Here is a 16,206-nt window from a genome sequence, read left to right on the forward strand (position 1 = left end):
CCGCTTGTGGCATTGACTTGGCCCTACGTTGGACTTCCCCGCCCGGAAACCGCAAAATGGCCCCTTTCCTTCATCAACCTCTCCGGATCTGCTGACTCTATGCGTATGCGCCTAATGCTGTTGGGTGGTGGCAATGCCCTCGGGCAAGCGCTGATTCGTCTTGGGGCCGAGGAGGACATCGCATTCCTGGCGCCGCGCCCGCCCGAGAACGGCTGGACGCCGGCCAGCCTCACCCAGCTGCTCGACGATCACCGCCCCGATGCCTTGGTCAACCTGGCCTATTACTTCGACTGGTTCCAGGCCGAGTCGGTCAGCGAGCAACGCCTGGCTCAACAGGAGCGAGCGGTGGAGCGGCTGGCTGAACTGTGCCAGCACCACCAGATCACTTTGGTGCAGCCATCCAGCTACCGGGTATTCGATGGTTCGCGGGCTACGGCCTACAGCGAAAAGGACGAGCCAGTGCCGCTGGGCCTGCGTGGCCAGGCCTTGTGGCGCATCGAGCAGAGTGTGCGCGCGACCTGCCCGCAGCATGTGCTGCTGCGTTTTGGCTGGTTGCTCGATGAAAGCATTGACGGGTCGCTGGGTCGCTTCCTGACCCGTGCCGAACAGCCGCAAGAATTGCTGCTGGCCGATGACCGGCGGGGCAACCCGACACCGGTCGACGATGCTGCGCGGGTGATCTTGTCGGTGCTCAAGCAGCTCGATTGCAGCGCGCCGCTGTGGGGCACCTACCATTACGCCGGCAACGAGGCGACCACGCCCCTGGCGCTGGGCCAGGCGATCCTTACCGAGGCAGGCCAGTACCGCCAGTTAGCCGTGCAGGCGCCGACGCCGCAGGCCCATGCCGCCCGGCCGGATGCCAGTGAAGAACCGCAGCACGCGGTGCTGGCCTGCAAGAAAATCCTTCATACCTTCGGCATCAAGCCGCGCGCCTGGCGCGCCGGCCTGCCGCCTCTACTGGACCGGTTCTACCGCCATGGCTGACGCCCCCATCCTGATCACCGGCGGTGCCGGCTTCATCGGTTCCCACCTGTGCGATGCGTTGTTGGACAAAGGCTACGCCGTACGCATTCTCGACGACTTTTCCACTGGCCGGCGCAGCAACCTGCAGGTCGACCACCCACGGCTGGAACTGATCGAAGGCGATGTTGCCGATGCCGGTCTGGTCACGCAGGTGGCGGCAGGCTGCAGTGCCGTGGTGCACCTGGCTGCGGTGGCCTCGGTGCAGGCCTCGGTCGAGGACCCGGTGCGCACGCACCAGAGTAACTTCATCGGCACCCTGAACGTGTGTGAGGCGATGCGTGTGCATGGTCTGCGTCGGGTGTTGTTTGCCTCCAGTGCGGCGGTCTACGGCAACAATGGCGAGGGTGAGTCGATTGCCGAGGACACGCCAAAGGCACCGCTGACCCCGTACGCGGTGGACAAGCTGGCCAGTGAGCAATACCTGGACTTTTACCGACGTCAGCATGGTCTGGAGCCGGTGGTGTTCCGCTTCTTCAATATCTTCGGGCCACGCCAGGACCCGTCCTCGCCGTATTCCGGTGTGATCAGCATTTTCTGCGAACGAGCAGTACAGGGCTTGCCGATCACCATCTTTGGCGATGGAGAGCAGACCCGCGATTTCCTTTATGTGGGTGACCTGGTGCAGGTGATGGTGCAGGCGCTGGAGCAGCCGCAGGTCGAGGAGGGGGCGGTGAACATCGGCCTCAACCAGGCCACTTCGCTGAACCAGTTGCTGGTGGCGCTGGAGAAGGTGGTAGGGAGCTTGCCGGCGGTTAGCTATGTGGCAGCGCGTTCGGGTGACATTCGCCATTCGCGGGCGGATAACCAGCGTTTGCTGGCGCGGTTCGAGTTTCCGCAGGCAACGCCGATGGTCGAGGGCCTGGCGCGGCTTCTCGGTAAAAGCTGATTACGCTGGGGCTGCGCAGCAGCCCCAAAGTCACCCATGTCGCACAACTCTGCGCAGGCAATCTTCAACCCCCAGTACTCGCCCATCCGAAGCCCGCACCTGTAAAGTCTCAAGCGCCTGCAGCGTAGCACCCTCCACCAATTCCGAACGTGCCTCACCCGCTTCAAACAGATACCGCTCCCCCCACTGCCTCAAGCCAATCACCACTGGAAACACTGATCGGCCTTTCTCGGTCAGCACATATTCCTTGTAGGCACTGCCATCCGATGCCGGTTGCGTCGTCAGCAACCCACTTTCCGTCAGCAGCTTGAGCCGTGAGGCGAGGATGTTCTTCGCCAGCCCCAGGTTCTTCTGAAATTCGCTGAAGCGCCGCAGGCCATCGAAGGCATCGCGCAGAATCATCAGCGCCCAGCGGTCACCCAATACCTCCAGCGCTCGGGCCACGGGGCATTGCGCATTGTTTTCATCGAGCATGGGGTAGGCCTGTCCTGATTGTCTGGTTGCAGATTAAAACCACATTTGCTAAATAGCCAGAGGTGGTTTTAATTAGAAACCACATTGACGAGGCCGTGCCGATGACACGCTGGATAACCCTGCTGCTTGCCATCACTAGTGCCATGGCGGTGGCGACGGTGTACTTCGCCCAACCTTTGCTCGAATCGATCGCAGCCGACCTGGGCGTGGCGCAGCAACAGATTGGCTGGGTAATCGGCGCGACCCAGGCAGGTTATGCCCTGGGGCTACTGCTGATCGTGCCACTGGGGGACCTTATCGACCGCAAGTGCCTGTTGCTGGGCCAATTACTGTTTTCGGCCCTGGCGCTGGTCGGTGTCGGCATGGCGCCCAACTGGGCGATGTTGCTGCTGGCCTTGGCCATCACCGGGCTGATGGCCGTCATGGTGCAGGTCATGGTGGCGCATGCGGCCAGCCTCGCCTCACCCGGTGAGCAAGGGCAGGCTGTGGGCACCGTCACCAGTGGCATTGTGCTGGGTATTCTGTTGGCGCGCCTGGTGGCGGGCGGGCTAGCTGACATGGCCGGTTGGCGCAGTGTGTATCTGGTTGCCGCAGGGCTGCTGATGCTGCTGGCCCTGGTGCTGTGGCGCAGCCTGCCCAGCGGGCAGCCGTTGATGCGCCGGCCTGGCTATCGGGCGCTGATCGTGTCCCAGTTCCGTTTGTATCGGGAGGACAGGCTGCTGCGCCAGCGCGGCGTGTTTGGCGTATTGATCTTCGCCGCGTTCAGCGTGCTGTGGAGTGCCATGGTCATGCCCCTCAGCGCTGCACCATTGGCTTTGAGCCATACCGAAATTGGCCTGTTCGGCCTGGCAGGTGTTGCAGGTACTTTGGCTGCAGCGCGCGCTGGTCGATTGGCCGACCAGGGGCTGGGAGAGCGCACCACCGGGCTGGCGCTGGCACTGCTGACGCTGTCGTGGTTGCCCACGGCCTTTGTCGGGCAGTCGCTGATAGCCTTTGTGCTAGGTGTGCTGATGCTGGATTTTGCCGTGCAGGCGGTGCATGTCACCAACCAGACGCTGTTGCTGGCAGGGCGTGGCGCGATGGCCAGCCGGTTGATCGGCGCCTACATGTGTTGCTATTCGCTTGGTAGCGGGCTGGGGGCGGTGCTGGCGGGCTGGGTGTTTGCCCATTGGGGCTGGGCTGCGGTGTGCGGGCTTGGCATGGTCATCAGCGCGGCAGCGCTGGGCTACTGGCTATGGCTGCAACGCGCGAGGGCGGCCGAAGCCGCCCTGCAGTGTTCAGGTCAGAACTTGTAGCCAAGGCCGACCATGTACACCCACGGGTCGACGTCGACGTCGACCTTGGTTTTGCTGTAGCCCAGGGCGGTCGGGCCGTTGACGCTGGCTTTGGTGTCGATGTCGACGTACCAGACCGAGGCGTTGACCAGCAGGTTGTCGGTCAGCATGTAGTCCATGCCCAGTTGGCCGGCAATACCTACCGAATCCTGCAGCTTGAGGTTGCTGAAGCCTTGTTGCTTGCGTGCGCTGCTCAGGTCTTCGTCGAAGAACAGGGTGTAGTTGATACCGACACCGGCGTACGGCTGGAAGCGCGAATTCGGCTCCATCGGGTAGTACTGCAGCGAAAGGGTTGGCGGCAGTTGCTTGATGTCTGCCAGCTTGCCGTCCAGCCCGCCACCCAGGCCTTTTACGCCGACGGTGTGCTTGAACGGAGTGGCTGCCAGCAGCTCCAGGCCGATGTGGTCGGTGAGCATGTAGGCAAAGGTCAGGCCCAGCTGGGTGTCGCTGTCCAGGGTCGCCTTGGTGCCCGACACCTTGTTGCCGTCGAACTTCAGGTCGCCACTGCTCTCGTTCGGCGCAGTGGTGATGGCGCCTGCGCGCAGGATCATGTCCCCCGCCTGGTAGGCGTGGGCGGCAGGGGCGGCGAGCGCAAGGGCCACAAGCGAGGCGCCGAGCAAGGACTTGTTCATGGAAGCTCCCAAAGGACGTTATTAATTGAGTAGTCCAATGGTACGGAGCTGGTTAAACAGAAAGTTTGACCCAGCTCAAAGAAGCGTCTTCACGCATTCGAAACAGTTCTCATCTCAGCTCATACGCGTATATTTTCTCGGCTTCCATCTGGTAACCGGCATCGGCCAGTTCGCTGCTGGAGGCTCTAACCTGCATCTTTCCCTCGATCCAGTAGGGCTGGTAGAGGTCTTCGACGCGTACGCCCATTTCGCTGAAAATATGCACGATCTGGTTAGACGGTGGTGGGGGCACATGGATGCACGCGCCGTAGTAAGGCACCAGCAGGAATTCGGTGGTGCGGCCTTCCTCGCTGACCTCCAGGGGCACGATGTAGCCGGGCAACTTGATCTGCTGGCCATCGAGGCTTTTTACCACCGGCGCGTCGGGGGCCTGTTGGCGCGCGGGTGGGGCGGATTCGGCAGACAGGGCGTTGCTGAGCTGTGACATGTCATGCAGCGGCGCCAATTGTGGCGGGATGACCGGGGCGCCTTCGGGGATCAGGGCGGGCCAGTCCAGCTCTTTGGGTTCGGCGGCCCATAGAGGCATCGCTACCAGCAACAGCAGGGCCAGCAGCATGTGCATTGCCGGCTTTTTCGCGGGCTTGCCCGCGAAGAAGGCAGTGAGGTTTCTGATCATTACAGGCTCTTAAAGATGAATGGACAGGCCGTCGGCCAGCGACTGCCTGTAGGCCCGCCAAGCGGGCACGCTCCCCATCAGCAACGCCGCCCCCAGGATGATAGCCAGCAGCGTCCACTCATGGGCACTCGGCAGGGCCAGCGGCAAATACAACCCATAATTGGCCTGCACATACCCCTGTGCCACGGCGATACCCGCATACAGCAAGCCCAGTCCGGCCACGATCCCGACCGCCGCCAGTGACAGTGCCTCCAGCACCAGCAGCCCCGCGATATGCCACGGCCTGGCCCCGACCGAACGCAAGATCGCCATTTCCCGCCGGCGCTCGTTCAGGCTGGTTAGAATCGCCGTGAGCATGCCGATCAAACCGGTCAGCACCACGAACAGCGACACCACGAACAACGCTTGCTCCGCCGTACCCATCAGGCTCCACAACTCTTGCAGGGCCACCCCGGGCAGGATCGCCAGCAATGGCTCGCTGCGGTAGTCGTTGATCTCCCGCTGCAGGCTGAACGTCGCGATCTTGTTGTTCAAGCCCAGCATGAAGGCGGTGATGGCGGCAGGTTGCAGGTCCATCGTGCGTGCCTGTTCGGCGCTGATGCGCCCGGCGCCACGGGCCGGTACGCCGTTGTGCCAGTCGATATGGATGGCCTCCATGCCGCCCAGGCTGATATGCAAGGTGCGGTCGACCGGTGTGCCGGTGCGCTTGAGCACGCCAACCACGGTGAACGGTTTGTCGTCATGCTTGACCAGGCTGATCGCGGCCACGCCATGGGCCAGCACCAGCTTGTCGCCCAGTTTGTAGTGCAACGCCTCGGCCACTTCGGCGCCGAGCACGACCTCGAACGGGTCGCTGGCAAATTCACGCCCCTGGCTCAGTTCCAGAGGTTGATGGCGGCCGTACTGGTAATGGCTGAAGTAATCAGCTGTGGTGCCCATCACCCTGTAGCCGCGATGCGAGTCGCCCAGCGAGATAGGGATTGCCCACTTCACCCGTGGGTCCTGTGCATAGTGCTGGAAGCTGTCCCAGCGGATGTTGTTGGTCGCGTTGCCAATGCGGAACACCGAATACAGCAGCAGGTTCACCGAGCCGGAGCGGGCGCCGACGATCAGGTCGGTACCGCTGATGGTGCTGGCGAAGCTGGCGCGGGCCTCGGTGCGAACACGCTCCACGGCCAGCAGCAGGCACACCGACAGGGCGATGGCAAACGCGGTGAGGAAAGCGGTGAAACGGCGGTTGGCCAGGCTGGCCAGGGCAAGGCGGAGCAGGTACATCAGGCCTCCCGGGGCTTGGCGGCGCGGTTGAGTTCGGCCAGGGAAAGGTGGCGGTCGAACAGTGGCGCCAGGCTCTGGTCGTGGCTGACGAACAGCAGGCTGGCACCGGCGGCGCGGCATTCATCGAACAGCAAGCGGATGAACGCTTCGCGGGTGTCGGCATCCAGCGCCGAGGTCGGCTCGTCGGCAATCACCAGCTCGGGTTGGCCGATCAATGCGCGGGCGGCGGCCACTCGCTGCTGCTGGCCGATCGACAGGCTGTCGGCGCGGCGGGCGAGCAGGGCGGGGTCATCCAGGCCCAAGTGGGCCAGCAGCGTGCTGGCTGCCTGGTCGACACTGCCATGACGCTGCTCGGCGCGGGCCTTGCGGCTTTGCGAAAAGCGGCAGGGCAGCTCGACGTTTTCGCGTACCGAGAGGAACGGCAGCAGATTGAACTGCTGGAAAATGTAACCCGTGTGATCGACCCGAAAGCGGTCGCGAGCACCCTGGCCCAGGCTGCCGAGGTCCTGGCCGAGCAGCTGGATACGGCCTTGGGCTGGCACGTTCACCCCGCCCAGCAGGCCCAGCAAGGTGGTCTTGCCACTGCCGCTGGGGCCTTTGAGGAACAGGGCTTCACCAGCGTTCAGGTGGAAGGCCGGAATGTCCAGCAGCGGCGGCTGACCTGGCCAGGCAAACACCAGGTCATGCAGTTCGATCAACGGTTGGCTCATTCAGAAGGCGACCGCTGCCTTGGCCGGCGTGGTTTCCACACCTTTCTGGCCGTTAGGGCCGATCAGTTGCACGTTGATTTTCTGGGTTGCCGGGAAGGCCTTGAACAGCGGCGCGAGGTCCACTTGCGCCAGTTTGTCTGGGTTGGCGCAGGTCAGTTGATAGTGGGCGCCGATGTCGCTGTGCTGGTGGCCGTGCTCATGTTCGTCGCCATCATCGTCGGCCTTCGGGGCGTTACCGAACAGCGGGCTTTCCAGCTCTTGCTGGTCTTCTTTACAACCTGCGGCGGCAGAAAGCCCGAACAGCGCTAGCGGTGCTTCGAGCTGCTGGCGCACGGCGGCGACCTTGGCTTTGTCGGCATCGCTGCTGGCGGCATGTTCGAAGCCGACCAGGTTCATTGCCGGGCTGTCCAGTTCCAGCTCCAGGGTGTTGCCATCGAGCACGACGTTGAGCTTGGCTACGCCATGCTCGTGGGCGCCGAGGGTGCCATGGGCGTGGTCGTGATCATGGTCATCGTGGGCATGGGCCATGGCCAGTGGCAGCAAGGCGAAGGGCAGGGCGAGCAGCAGGCGACGCATGGACGACTCCGGGGCGGGCTGGAAGGTTGAGTTATGTTATAACAATTTTTCCGCGTGCCGCCAGCCCGCGTGGCGCAGGTTTCATGTTGCGGTAGCATGGGGGCATTGATCTGGGCTCAAGGAATGCATCATGAGAATTCGCGGACAGATTGGTGAATGGCCGGTGGACCTGACCATTGAACTGGCGCCTGAGGAGTGGGCGCAGTTGGGGCGTCAGCTTGAGGTGCCGGCAATGGCACAGGTTACTGAGGCGGCTGCGGTGACATCGCCGCGCCAGGATGACGGGCAGTGGGCTGCGGCGCGTGAGGTGTTGCGCCTGGCGGGGCAGATGAGCGGGCCAGAGTTGCTGGAGCGGCTGGAGGGGCTGGCAGGGAGTACAGCAGCGGGCAAGCGGCTGCTGGTGCGCTTGCGGCACAGCAGTGAGGTGAAGGTGGAAAGTGGCGTGGATGCGCCGGTCTATCACTGGATTGGGTGAGGGGCCAGGAATTTGGGGCCGCAAAGCGGCCCCGGCATTCTCAAAACATTGCCGCCGACAGCTTGCGACGGTAAACCCCAACCAACGGGTGATCACCACCCAGCAATTCGAACACCTGCAGCAACGCTTTCTGCGGCAGCCCGTTCTCGTAGCCGCGGTTGCGCTGGAACAGCTTCAACAACCCGTCCAGTGCCGCTTCATACTGCTGGCGTGCCAACTGCTGAATGCTCAGCTGGTAAGCGGCTTCATCGTCCAGCGGATTCTGTGCCAAGCGGCTTTTCAGGTCCGCCACTTCCGGCAGGCTGGCGGCCTGGCGCAGGAAGGTCAGCTGGGCCTTGGCGCCAGCCAGCGCGGCCTTGTGCTCATCCGTCTTGACCGCATCCAGCACCACCTGGGCCTCGCCCAGTTCACCGCGCTCGGCCAGGCAACGGGCATACAGGATCAGTGCTTCGGCGTTGCTGTTGTCCTCACCCAGCAGCGCCTGCAACAGCGCTTCGGCTTCGGCAAAGCGGCTTTCGGCAAACAGCGCCTTGGCCTGCTCCAGCGGCGATGCAGCAGGTGCGGCGGGCATCTGCACATGCGGTTCGAGCATGGCGCGAATCGCCGACTCTGGCTGGGCACCGGCAAAGCCGTCTACCGGCTGGCCATCCTTGAACAGCACCACGGTCGGCAGGCTGCGGATGCCGAACTGGGCAACCACCTGTTGCTCCACGTCGCAGTTGATCTTGGCCAGCAGCAACTCGCCCTGGTAACCCTCGGCGATCTTGGCCAGCAATGGCATCAGCGCCTTGCACGGCGCACACCACTCGGCCCAGAAGTCCACCAGCACCGGCTTGTGGAAGGAGTTCTCGATCACCAGTTGCTGGAAGGTGGCATCGGTGGCGTCGAAAATGTAAGGCGTGTCTTGGGTCATCGCGACTCTCGCAAACTCGTGTATGGCACCACTATAAGGTGTCGCGGCTGGCGTGGTACAGGCTGACCCGGCGGAATTCGTGCGGCTCGGCGAGGTCTGGCAGTGTCAGCGCTTCGAGCACGCCCAGTTGCTGGTACAGCGGATGGCTGAAGTCGCGTACCCGCGAGTCGGCCACCAGCGCCTGGCGGCCGCGGTCGAGGAACGCATCCAGCAGCGGCAGGTTGGCGCGGTCGTACAGCACATCGGCAACCAGAATCAGGTCGAAGCGGTCGTCTTCGGCAAAAAAGTCGTTGCTGTAGCCCAGTTCAACCCCGTTCAGCGCGGCATTGGCGCGGCAGGCATCGAGGGCCAGCGGGTCGAGGTCGCAGGCCACCACTTCCAGTGCGCCGGCACGCGCGGCGGCAATGCCGGCGATACCGGAGCCGGCGCCGAAGTCCAGCACGCGCTTGCCTGCCACCCATTCCGGGCGTTCGGCCAGGTAACGGGCCATGGCCAAGCCGCTGGCCCAGCAAAAGCTCCAGTAGGGCGGCTCTTCAAGAATGCGGCGGGTTTCTTCGCTGCTGAAGGCGCGGTCCATGTTCTGCTCGTCGATCAGCCACAGCTTCAGGTCGCAGCCGGGCAGCTCGCTGACCACCAGGCGCGCTTCGCCGATCAGGCCGCTGAGGGCCTGTTGCAGGGCAAGTGGCGGCACTTAAGGCGCCTTCTCGAAACGCAGCGGGCCGGTGGCCTGGGTCTGGGCTTGGGTAATACGCACCGGTGGCAGGTGCATGATCAGCTGGCCGGAGCTGCTGGCGCGGCCGCGCAACTCTACCCGGGCGCCGGCTGGGAAGGCCTCGGGGTTGAAACGCAGGTGATAGGGCAGGGCCTGGCCGGTGCCGGTCAGGTTGCTGCTGGCCAGCAGGCGTTGCGGGCGGTCGCGTTCATCGATCACCAGCAAGGCCAGCTCCACGTCGGCACCGGCCGGGATTTCCAGCAAGGTGCCGCTCAGTTCGCGCTGGTAGGCCGGCAGCGGGCCCAGTACTTCGGCCGGTTTGGCCGAGCGGCTTGGCGTGGGCGCCGGGGGCGTATCGGTCTTCGGCCTGTCGCTGCCGCAGGCGGCGAGCAGGGCGGCGCAGCACAGCACGACGAGCGCTCGGTAATGCATGGGGTAGTCCTTCGCGGGCAGATTTCCCATGGATGTTAACCCCTTTGGCTTGTCTTGCCAGTGCAATGCGCTACCATGGCCCTCCCTTTTTTTGTTGCCTGCCACCATGCACTGTCCCTTTTGCGGTGCCAACGACACCAAGGTCATCGACTCTCGCCTCGTCGCCGAGGGCGAGCAGGTGCGCCGCCGCCGCGAATGCGTGGCCTGTGGCGAGCGCTTCACCACCTTCGAAACCGCCGAGCTGGTGCTGCCCCGGCTGATCAAGCAGGACGGCACACGCCAGCCCTTCGACGAAGACAAGCTGCGTGCCGGCATGCAACGGGCCCTGGAAAAGCGCCCGGTCAGCGTCGAGCGCCTGGAAGCGGCACTGGCGCACATCAAGAGCCGGCTGCGGGCCACTGGCGAGCGCGAAGTGAAATCGCTGGTGGTGGGTGAACTGGTCATGGCCGAGCTGCGCAAGCTCGACGAAGTGGCCTATATCCGCTTTGCCTCGGTCTACCGGCGCTTCCAGGACCTGGACGAGTTCCGCGAAGAAATCGACCGCCTGGCCCGTGAGCCGGCTAAAGAGTGAACATGCCCAGCCAAGCCGCCATCCTTGACGCCCACTACATGGCCCGCGCGCTGGAACTGGCGCGCAAGGGCCAGTACACCACTCACCCCAACCCGCGCGTAGGCTGCGTCATCGTGCGCGATGGCGAAGTGGTCGGTGAAGGCTGGCATGTGCGCGCCGGCGAGCCGCATGCCGAAGTGCATGCCCTGCGCCAGGCCGGTGAGCGTGCCCGTGGCGCTTGTGCCTATGTCACCCTGGAGCCGTGCAGCCACCATGGGCGGACGCCGCCGTGTGCCGAGGCGCTGGTCAAGGCCGGCGTGGCGCGGGTGGTGGCAGCCATGCAGGACCCTAACCCGCAGGTGGCGGGGCAGGGCCTGCGGCGGCTGGCCGAGGCCGGCATCGAAGTGGCAAGTGGCGTACTCGAAGTCGAGGCCCGTGCACTCAACCCGGGCTTTCTCAAGCGCATGGAACATGGCCTGCCGTTCGTGCGTGCCAAGTTGGCCATGAGCCTGGACGGCCGCACGGCCATGGCCAGTGGCGAAAGCCAGTGGATCACTGGCCCGGCAGCCCGCTCGGCGGTGCAGCGCCTGCGCGCCCGCTCCAGTGTGGTGCTGACCAGCGCTGCCAGCGTGCTGGCCGACAACGCCCGCATGACCGTGCGCGGCGCTGAGCTGGGCCTGGATACCGAAACCACCACCTTGGCACTCAGCCGTACGCCGCTGCGTGTGCTGGTCGATGGCCGCCTGCGCCTGCCACTGGATGCGCCGTTCTTCCAGGCCGGCCCGGCACTGGTGGTGACCGCTGTCGCAGATGACCCGCGCTATGCCGCTGCCGGCCACGAATTGTTGAGCCTGCCGGGTGACAATGGCCAGGTCGACCTACCGGCGCTGCTGCACGCCCTGGCGGCCCGAGGCGTCAACGAAATCCTGCTGGAAGCCGGTGCCGGCCTGGTCGGCGCTTTTGCCCGCCAAGGCCTGGTCGACGAGTACCAGCTGTTCGTCGCCGGCACGTTCCTCGGCTCCCACGCTCGCCCGTTGCTGGACTGGCCGCTGGACAAGATGAGCGAAGCGCCGCGATTGAAAATTACCGAAATGCGCGCAGTGGGCGATGACTGGCGGGTCACGGCCATCCCCCTGCCGGCGCCCGGCGTATAATGCCGGGCTTGCCCCGTGCAAACCGTTTTTGAGGAAGACCCCATGTTCACCGGCATCATCGAATCCATCGGCACCATCCGCAGCCTCACCCCCAAAGGTGGCGACGTGCGCGTCTACGTCGAAACCGGCAAGCTCGACCTGGGTGACGTCAAGCTCGGTGACAGCATCGCCGTCAACGGTGTGTGCCTGACCGCTGTAGAGCTGCCGGGCGATGGCTTCTGGGCCGACGTCAGCGTCGAAACCCTCAAGCGCACCGCGTTCATCGACCTCAAGAGCGGCAGCAAGGTCAACCTGGAAAAGGCCCTGACCCCAACCACCCGCCTGGGTGGTCACCTGGTCAGCGGTCATGTCGACGGGGTCGGCGAAATCATCTCGCGCAGCGATAACGCCCGCGCCATCCAGTTCCGTGTGCGTGCACCCAAGGAACTGGCCAAGTACATCGCCCACAAGGGTTCGATCACCGTCGACGGCACCAGCCTGACGGTCAATGAGGTCAATGGCGCCGAGTTCGAGCTGACCATTGTCCCGCACACCCTGTCCGAAACCATCATGGCCGACTACCGCGCAGGGCGTCGGGTAAACCTTGAGGTCGACCTGCTGGCCCGATACCTGGAGCGCTTGCTGCTGGGTGACAAGGCTGCCGAACCGAGCAAGGGCAGTGGCATTACCGAAAGCTTCCTGGCCGCCAACGGCTTCTTGAAATCCTGATTGAGAAGGGGGTGCCGCGTGGCGCTCAACAGCATCGAAGAACTGGTCGAAGACATCCGCCAGGGCAAAATGGTCATCCTCATGGATGACGAAGACCGCGAGAACGAAGGCGACATCATCATGGCAGCCGAATGCTGCCTGCCCGAGCACATCAATTTCATGGCCAAGCACGCCCGTGGCCTGATCTGCATGCCGATGACCCGCGAGCGTTGTGAAACGCTGAAGCTGCCGCTGATGGCACCGCGCAACGGCTCGGGCTTCGGCACCAAGTTCACCGTGTCGATCGAGGCCGCCGAAGGCGTCACCACCGGCATCTCCGCCGCCGACCGTGCACGCACCGTGCAGGCCGCTGCCGCCAAGGATGCCAAGGCCGAAGACATCGTCAGCCCTGGCCACATCTTCCCGCTGATGGCCCAGCCCGGCGGTACCTTGGCCCGCGCTGGCCACACCGAAGCTGCTTGCGACCTGGCGCGCATGGCCGGTTTCGAGCCAAGCGGCGTGATCTGCGAAGTGATGAACGATGACGGCACCATGTCGCGCCGCGCTGAACTGGAAGTGTTCGCTGCCGAACACGGCCTGAAGATCGGCACCATCGCTGACCTGATCCACTACCGCATGATCCACGAGCGCACCGTGCAGCGTGTTTCCGAGCAGCCGGTGGAGAGCGAGCTGGGCGAGTTCAACCTGGTCACCTACCGCGACGCGGTGGAAGGCGACGTGCACCTGGCCTTGACCCTGGGCAAGATCTGCGCCGAAGAGCCGACCCTGGTGCGTGTGCACAACATGGACCCACTGCGTGACCTGCTGCTGGTCAAGCAGCCGGGCCGCTGGAGCCTGCGTGCTGCCATGGCCGCGGTGGCCGAGGCCGGCAGCGGCGTGGTCTTGCTGCTGGGCCACCCACTGGACGGCGACGTGCTGCTGGCGCACATCCGTGAAAGCGCGGGCGATGCACCGGCCAAGGCACCGACCACCTACAGCACCGTGGGTGCCGGTTCGCAGATCCTGCGTGACCTCGGTGTGCGCAAGATGCGCCTGATGAGTTCGCCGATGAAGTTCAACGCGATATCCGGATTCGATCTGGAAGTTGTAGAATATGTGCCCTCCGAGTGACTTGAGGCGGCATTGACGCCCTCTGCTCGAGTCCAGACCCCTGTCGAGGCCGCTTGTATGCGGCCTCGCTCTTGAAGATGAGAATATCGGAATGACCCTGAAGACCATCGAAGGTACCTTCATCGCCCCCAAAGGTCGCTATGCTTTGGTGGTTGGCCGCTTCAACAGCTTCGTCGTCGAAAGCCTGGTAAGCGGTGCTGTTGATGCCCTGGTTCGCCACGGTGTCAGCGAAAGCGACATCACCATCATCCGTGCCCCGGGTGCATTCGAAATCCCGCTGGTGGCACAGAAGGTCGCCCAGCAAGGCGCCTACGACGCGATCATCGCCCTGGGCGCCGTGATCCGTGGTGGTACCCCGCACTTTGAATATGTGGCGGGCGAATGCACCAAGGGCCTGGCCCAGGTGTCCATGGAGTTCGGTGTTCCGGTGGCCTTCGGCGTACTGACCGTCGACTCCATCGAACAAGCCATCGAGCGTTCCGGCACCAAAGCCGGCAACAAAGGTGCTGAAGCTGCCCTGTCCGCTCTGGAAATGGTCAGCCTGCTGGCGCAGTTGGAGGCCAAGTGATTAGCGACGAAAGCGATCGTTTCAACCCGCGCGATCCAAAACCTGCGGATGCCGGCAAGCCCTCGAAGAGCGCCAAGCGCCGCGAAGCCCGCAAGCTCGCGACCCAGGCACTTTATCAGTGGCACATGGCGCAGCATTCGCTGAACGAGATCGAAGCGCAGTTCCGGGTGGATAACGATTTCACCGACGTCGACGGTGCCTATTTCCGTGAAATCCTGCATGGGGTTCCGGCAATCAAGGGCGAAATCGACAAGGCGCTGGTGCCGTGCATGACCATGGCGCTGGAAGAGCTCGACCCGGTCGAGCTGGCCGTGCTGCGTCTGTCCACCTGGGAGTTCATCAAGCGCGTCGACGTACCGTACCGCGTGGTGATCAACGAAGGTGTCGAGCTGGCCAAGGTCTTCGGTGCCACCGACGGCCACAAGTTCGTCAACGGCGTGCTGGACAAGCTGGCACCGTCGCTGCGTGAAGCCGAAGTCAAGGCGAACAAGCGCTGATTCTGGCGCTGCCGAGCCATGGGTGAGTTCGAGCTGATCAACCATTACTTCGCCGCCGCGCCTTGTGCGCAGGGCGGCGAAGGCGTGGCCCTGGGTATCGGCGACGACTGCGCCCTGCTAGCCCTTCCCCCTGGTGAGCAACTGGCGGTGTCGACCGACACCCTGGTGGCCGGGGTGCATTTTCCCGCTGTTTGCGATCCGCTGCTGCTTGGCCAGCGTTCGTTGGCCGTGGCCGCCAGTGACCTGGCCGCCATGGGCGCGACCGCGATCGGCTTCACCCTCGCCCTGACCCTGCCTGACGTTGGCCCTGACTGGCTGGCGGCCTATGCCGACGGCCTCAGTCGCATGGCCCACCGTTGCCGCATGAGCCTGATCGGGGGTGATACCACCCGAGGCCCGCTGAGCATCACCGTCACCGTGTTTGGTCGCGTACCGGCAGGCCAGGCGTTGCGCCGTAGCGGTGCGCGCCCAGGCGACCTGCTGTGCGTCGGCGGTGTGCTGGGCAAGGCGGCCGGCGCGCTGCCACTGGTGTTGGGTGAACGCGAGGCACCTGCCGAGCAGGCCGAGCCGCTGCTGGCCCATTACTGGTCGCCAATGCCGCAGCTCACCCTCGGAGCGCTGTTGCGTGGCCGGGCCACGGCGGCGCTGGACATATCCGACGGGCTGCTCGCTGATTGCGGGCACATCGCCAAGGCGTCCGGTGTTGCGCTGGAGGTGAACCTGGCCCAGGTGCCAGTGTCTCCTGCTGTAGAGGCGTTCCTCGGGCGTGAAGCGGCGGTGCAGGCTGCCCTTGCCGGCGGCGACGATTATGTACTGGCGTTCACCCTGCCGCCTGAGGCGCTTGCGCCGTTGGCTGACCTTGGTTTCATCGAGGTGCATACCATTGGCCGTGTGCTCGAAGGGCAGGGCGTGACTTTGCGCGACGCGCAGGGCCAGGACATCACCCCCGTTCAGCGGGGCTATCAACACTTTAGGGAGACACCGTGACCGATCACCCCAACCAGGTGCCTGCGGAGTTCGTTCCGCCTTCGGTCTGGCGCAACCCGTGGCACTTCATTGCGTTCGGCTTCGGTTCCGGCACCTTGCCCAAGGCGCCGGGTACCTGGGGCTCGCTGGTGGCCATACCGTTCATCCCGCTGTGGCAGATGCTGCCCGACTGGGGTTACTGGCTGCTGCTCGGCGTGAGCATGCTGTTCGGCTTCTGGTTGTGCGGCAAAGTCGCCAACGACTTGCGCGTGCACGACCATGAAGGCATTGTCTGGGATGAGATCGTCGGCATGTGGATCACCCTCTGGCTGGTGCCAGAAGGCTGGCAGTGGTTGCTGGCGGGGTTCCTGATGTTCCGCTTCTTCGACATCCTCAAACCATGGCCGATCCGCTGGATCGACCGTCATGTGCACGGGGGCGTCGGCATCATGCTCGACGATATCCTGGCGGGCGTGTTCGCCTGGCTGGGCATGCAGGTTCTGGTGTGGGCGGTTGCCTGAACAAGGAGCGCGTG

At 64.2% G+C, this 16,206-nt stretch carries 21 protein-coding genes; 12 read left to right on the top strand and 9 right to left on the bottom strand.

Annotation, left to right across the window (positions count from 1 at the left end):
• Positions 1-99 precede the first annotated feature (99 nt).
• Both QQL85_RS22905 and QQL85_RS22910 read left to right on the top strand, forming a co-directional pair.
• Positions 100-984, top strand: coding sequence for a sugar nucleotide-binding protein (locus QQL85_RS22905; protein ID WP_284356792.1), 885 nt, complete (start codon positions 100-102; stop codon positions 982-984).
• Complete coding sequence (locus tag QQL85_RS22910) at positions 977-1,909, top strand: NAD-dependent epimerase/dehydratase family protein (RefSeq protein ID WP_284356791.1); 933 nt, start codon at positions 977-979, stop codon at positions 1,907-1,909. Before QQL85_RS22905 ends, QQL85_RS22910 begins: the two co-directional genes overlap by 8 nt.
• Before the next feature lie 30 nt (positions 1,910-1,939).
• On the opposite strand, the gene QQL85_RS22915 is transcribed toward QQL85_RS22910, so the two are convergent.
• The gene (locus tag QQL85_RS22915) at positions 1,940-2,383 is read right to left on the bottom strand and encodes a winged helix-turn-helix transcriptional regulator (RefSeq protein WP_284356790.1); all 444 of its coding nucleotides are present in this window, start codon (positions 2,381-2,383) and stop codon (positions 1,940-1,942) included.
• Positions 2,384-2,484: 101 nt separating this feature from the next.
• On the opposite strand from QQL85_RS22915, the gene QQL85_RS22920 reads away from it, so the two are divergent.
• Complete coding sequence (locus QQL85_RS22920) at positions 2,485-3,678, top strand: MFS transporter (RefSeq protein ID WP_284356789.1); 1,194 nt, start codon at positions 2,485-2,487, stop codon at positions 3,676-3,678.
• On the opposite strand, the gene QQL85_RS22925 is transcribed toward QQL85_RS22920, so the two are convergent.
• The 5 genes from QQL85_RS22925 to QQL85_RS22945 form a co-directional block, all read right to left on the bottom strand.
• Complete coding sequence (locus tag QQL85_RS22925; RefSeq protein ID WP_014589498.1) at positions 3,666-4,349, bottom strand: OmpW/AlkL family protein; 684 nt, start codon at positions 4,347-4,349, stop codon at positions 3,666-3,668. The two genes, QQL85_RS22920 and QQL85_RS22925, sit on opposite strands and share 13 nt — an antisense overlap.
• Before the next feature lie 109 nt (positions 4,350-4,458).
• Positions 4,459-4,971, bottom strand: coding sequence for a DUF3299 domain-containing protein (locus QQL85_RS22930; protein WP_284356817.1), 513 nt, complete (start codon positions 4,969-4,971; stop codon positions 4,459-4,461).
• A 63-nt stretch (positions 4,972-5,034) separates the two neighbouring features.
• Positions 5,035-6,300 (bottom strand): ABC transporter permease, encoded by a 1,266-nt coding sequence (locus QQL85_RS22935; protein WP_284356788.1) that lies wholly within the window; start codon positions 6,298-6,300, stop codon positions 5,035-5,037.
• The gene (locus QQL85_RS22940; protein WP_284356787.1) at positions 6,300-7,010 is read right to left on the bottom strand and encodes an ABC transporter ATP-binding protein; all 711 of its coding nucleotides are present in this window, start codon (positions 7,008-7,010) and stop codon (positions 6,300-6,302) included. The genes QQL85_RS22935 and QQL85_RS22940 overlap by 1 nt, the downstream gene beginning before the upstream one ends.
• Entirely contained in the window at positions 7,011-7,586 is a 576-nt protein-coding gene (locus QQL85_RS22945; protein WP_284356786.1) for a DUF2796 domain-containing protein, read from the bottom strand. It abuts the gene before it with no gap.
• A 130-nt stretch (positions 7,587-7,716) separates the two neighbouring features.
• Here QQL85_RS22945 and QQL85_RS22950 point away from each other — a divergent pair, with 130 nt between their 5' ends.
• Complete coding sequence (locus QQL85_RS22950; protein WP_284356785.1) at positions 7,717-8,061, top strand: hypothetical protein; 345 nt, start codon at positions 7,717-7,719, stop codon at positions 8,059-8,061.
• A 40-nt stretch (positions 8,062-8,101) separates the two neighbouring features.
• Here the strand turns inward: QQL85_RS22950 and trxA are convergent, their stop codons facing one another.
• The 3 genes from trxA to QQL85_RS22965 are packed head-to-tail and all read right to left on the bottom strand — an operon-like array spanning position 8,102 to position 10,118.
• Entirely contained in the window at positions 8,102-8,974 is an 873-nt protein-coding gene (gene trxA / locus QQL85_RS22955) for a thioredoxin (protein WP_284356784.1), read from the bottom strand.
• A gap of 31 nt (positions 8,975-9,005) precedes the next feature.
• A complete protein-coding gene (locus QQL85_RS22960; RefSeq protein ID WP_284356783.1) occupies positions 9,006-9,665 on the bottom strand; it encodes a class I SAM-dependent methyltransferase in 660 nt (219 codons plus the stop codon).
• Entirely contained in the window at positions 9,666-10,118 is a 453-nt protein-coding gene (locus tag QQL85_RS22965) for a YbaY family lipoprotein (protein ID WP_284356782.1), read from the bottom strand.
• A gap of 106 nt (positions 10,119-10,224) precedes the next feature.
• Between QQL85_RS22965 and nrdR the strand changes: the two genes are divergently transcribed.
• The 8 genes from nrdR to QQL85_RS23005 all read left to right on the top strand — a co-directional run bounded on the left by nrdR (position 10,225) and on the right by QQL85_RS23005 (position 16,192).
• Positions 10,225-10,689 carry a transcriptional regulator NrdR gene (gene nrdR, locus QQL85_RS22970; protein ID WP_016393425.1) on the top strand — a complete coding sequence of 155 codons (465 nt, stop codon included), beginning with the start codon at positions 10,225-10,227 and terminating at the stop codon, positions 10,687-10,689.
• A 2-nt stretch (positions 10,690-10,691) separates the two neighbouring features.
• A complete protein-coding gene (gene ribD / locus QQL85_RS22975; protein ID WP_284356781.1) occupies positions 10,692-11,822 on the top strand; it encodes a bifunctional diaminohydroxyphosphoribosylaminopyrimidine deaminase/5-amino-6-(5-phosphoribosylamino)uracil reductase RibD in 1,131 nt (376 codons plus the stop codon).
• Positions 11,823-11,864: 42 nt separating this feature from the next.
• Positions 11,865-12,530, top strand: coding sequence for a riboflavin synthase (locus tag QQL85_RS22980; protein ID WP_003255399.1), 666 nt, complete (start codon positions 11,865-11,867; stop codon positions 12,528-12,530).
• A gap of 18 nt (positions 12,531-12,548) precedes the next feature.
• Positions 12,549-13,640, top strand: coding sequence for a bifunctional 3,4-dihydroxy-2-butanone-4-phosphate synthase/GTP cyclohydrolase II (gene ribBA / locus QQL85_RS22985; protein ID WP_016497781.1), 1,092 nt, complete (start codon positions 12,549-12,551; stop codon positions 13,638-13,640).
• Between the two features lie 91 nt (positions 13,641-13,731).
• Positions 13,732-14,208: a 6,7-dimethyl-8-ribityllumazine synthase gene (ribH, locus tag QQL85_RS22990; RefSeq protein ID WP_003255395.1), complete on the top strand. Its 477-nt coding sequence runs from the start codon at positions 13,732-13,734 to the stop codon at positions 14,206-14,208.
• Positions 14,205-14,705, top strand: a complete 501-nt coding sequence (nusB, locus tag QQL85_RS22995) for a transcription antitermination factor NusB (protein ID WP_234229319.1) — start codon at positions 14,205-14,207, stop codon at positions 14,703-14,705. The genes ribH and nusB overlap by 4 nt, the downstream gene beginning before the upstream one ends.
• Positions 14,706-14,723: 18 nt before the next feature.
• Complete coding sequence (thiL, locus tag QQL85_RS23000) at positions 14,724-15,692, top strand: thiamine-phosphate kinase (protein WP_284356780.1); 969 nt, start codon at positions 14,724-14,726, stop codon at positions 15,690-15,692.
• The gene (locus QQL85_RS23005) at positions 15,689-16,192 is read left to right on the top strand and encodes a phosphatidylglycerophosphatase A family protein (RefSeq protein ID WP_003255391.1); all 504 of its coding nucleotides are present in this window, start codon (positions 15,689-15,691) and stop codon (positions 16,190-16,192) included. The genes thiL and QQL85_RS23005 overlap by 4 nt, the downstream gene beginning before the upstream one ends.
• Positions 16,193-16,206: the final 14 nt, after the last annotated feature.

The sequence above is a fragment of the Pseudomonas putida genome, from assembly GCF_030159595.1.
GTDB lineage: Bacteria > Pseudomonadota > Gammaproteobacteria > Pseudomonadales > Pseudomonadaceae > Aquipseudomonas > Aquipseudomonas putida_AC.

Excerpts from the sequence above, each read along its gene's own strand:
- QQL85_RS22965 (WP_284356782.1), bottom strand. The coding sequence starts at position 10,118 with ATGCATTACCGAGCGCTCGTCGTGCTGTGCTGCGCCGCCCTGCTCGCC.
- QQL85_RS22915 (WP_284356790.1), bottom strand. The coding sequence starts at position 2,383 with ATGCTCGATGAAAACAATGCGCAATGCCCCGTGGCCCGAGCGCTGGAG.
- QQL85_RS22925 (WP_014589498.1), bottom strand. The coding sequence starts at position 4,349 with ATGAACAAGTCCTTGCTCGGCGCCTCGCTTGTGGCCCTTGCGCTCGCC.
- QQL85_RS22930 (WP_284356817.1), bottom strand. The coding sequence starts at position 4,971 with ATGCACATGCTGCTGGCCCTGCTGTTGCTGGTAGCGATGCCTCTATGG.
- QQL85_RS22920 (WP_284356789.1), top strand. The coding sequence starts at position 2,485 with ATGACACGCTGGATAACCCTGCTGCTTGCCATCACTAGTGCCATGGCG.
- ribD (WP_284356781.1), top strand. The coding sequence starts at position 10,692 with ATGCCCAGCCAAGCCGCCATCCTTGACGCCCACTACATGGCCCGCGCG.
- QQL85_RS22945 (WP_284356786.1), bottom strand. The coding sequence starts at position 7,586 with ATGCGTCGCCTGCTGCTCGCCCTGCCCTTCGCCTTGCTGCCACTGGCC.
- QQL85_RS22910 (WP_284356791.1), top strand. The coding sequence starts at position 977 with ATGGCTGACGCCCCCATCCTGATCACCGGCGGTGCCGGCTTCATCGGT.
- QQL85_RS22950 (WP_284356785.1), top strand. The coding sequence starts at position 7,717 with ATGAGAATTCGCGGACAGATTGGTGAATGGCCGGTGGACCTGACCATT.
- QQL85_RS22935 (WP_284356788.1), bottom strand. The coding sequence starts at position 6,300 with ATGTACCTGCTCCGCCTTGCCCTGGCCAGCCTGGCCAACCGCCGTTTC.
- QQL85_RS22905 (WP_284356792.1), top strand. The coding sequence starts at position 100 with ATGCGTATGCGCCTAATGCTGTTGGGTGGTGGCAATGCCCTCGGGCAA.
- QQL85_RS22940 (WP_284356787.1), bottom strand. The coding sequence starts at position 7,010 with ATGAGCCAACCGTTGATCGAACTGCATGACCTGGTGTTTGCCTGGCCA.
- thiL (WP_284356780.1), top strand. The coding sequence starts at position 14,724 with ATGGGTGAGTTCGAGCTGATCAACCATTACTTCGCCGCCGCGCCTTGT.
- ribH (WP_003255395.1), top strand. The coding sequence starts at position 13,732 with ATGACCCTGAAGACCATCGAAGGTACCTTCATCGCCCCCAAAGGTCGC.
- QQL85_RS22980 (WP_003255399.1), top strand. The coding sequence starts at position 11,865 with ATGTTCACCGGCATCATCGAATCCATCGGCACCATCCGCAGCCTCACC.
- nrdR (WP_016393425.1), top strand. The coding sequence starts at position 10,225 with ATGCACTGTCCCTTTTGCGGTGCCAACGACACCAAGGTCATCGACTCT.
- trxA (WP_284356784.1), bottom strand. The coding sequence starts at position 8,974 with ATGACCCAAGACACGCCTTACATTTTCGACGCCACCGATGCCACCTTC.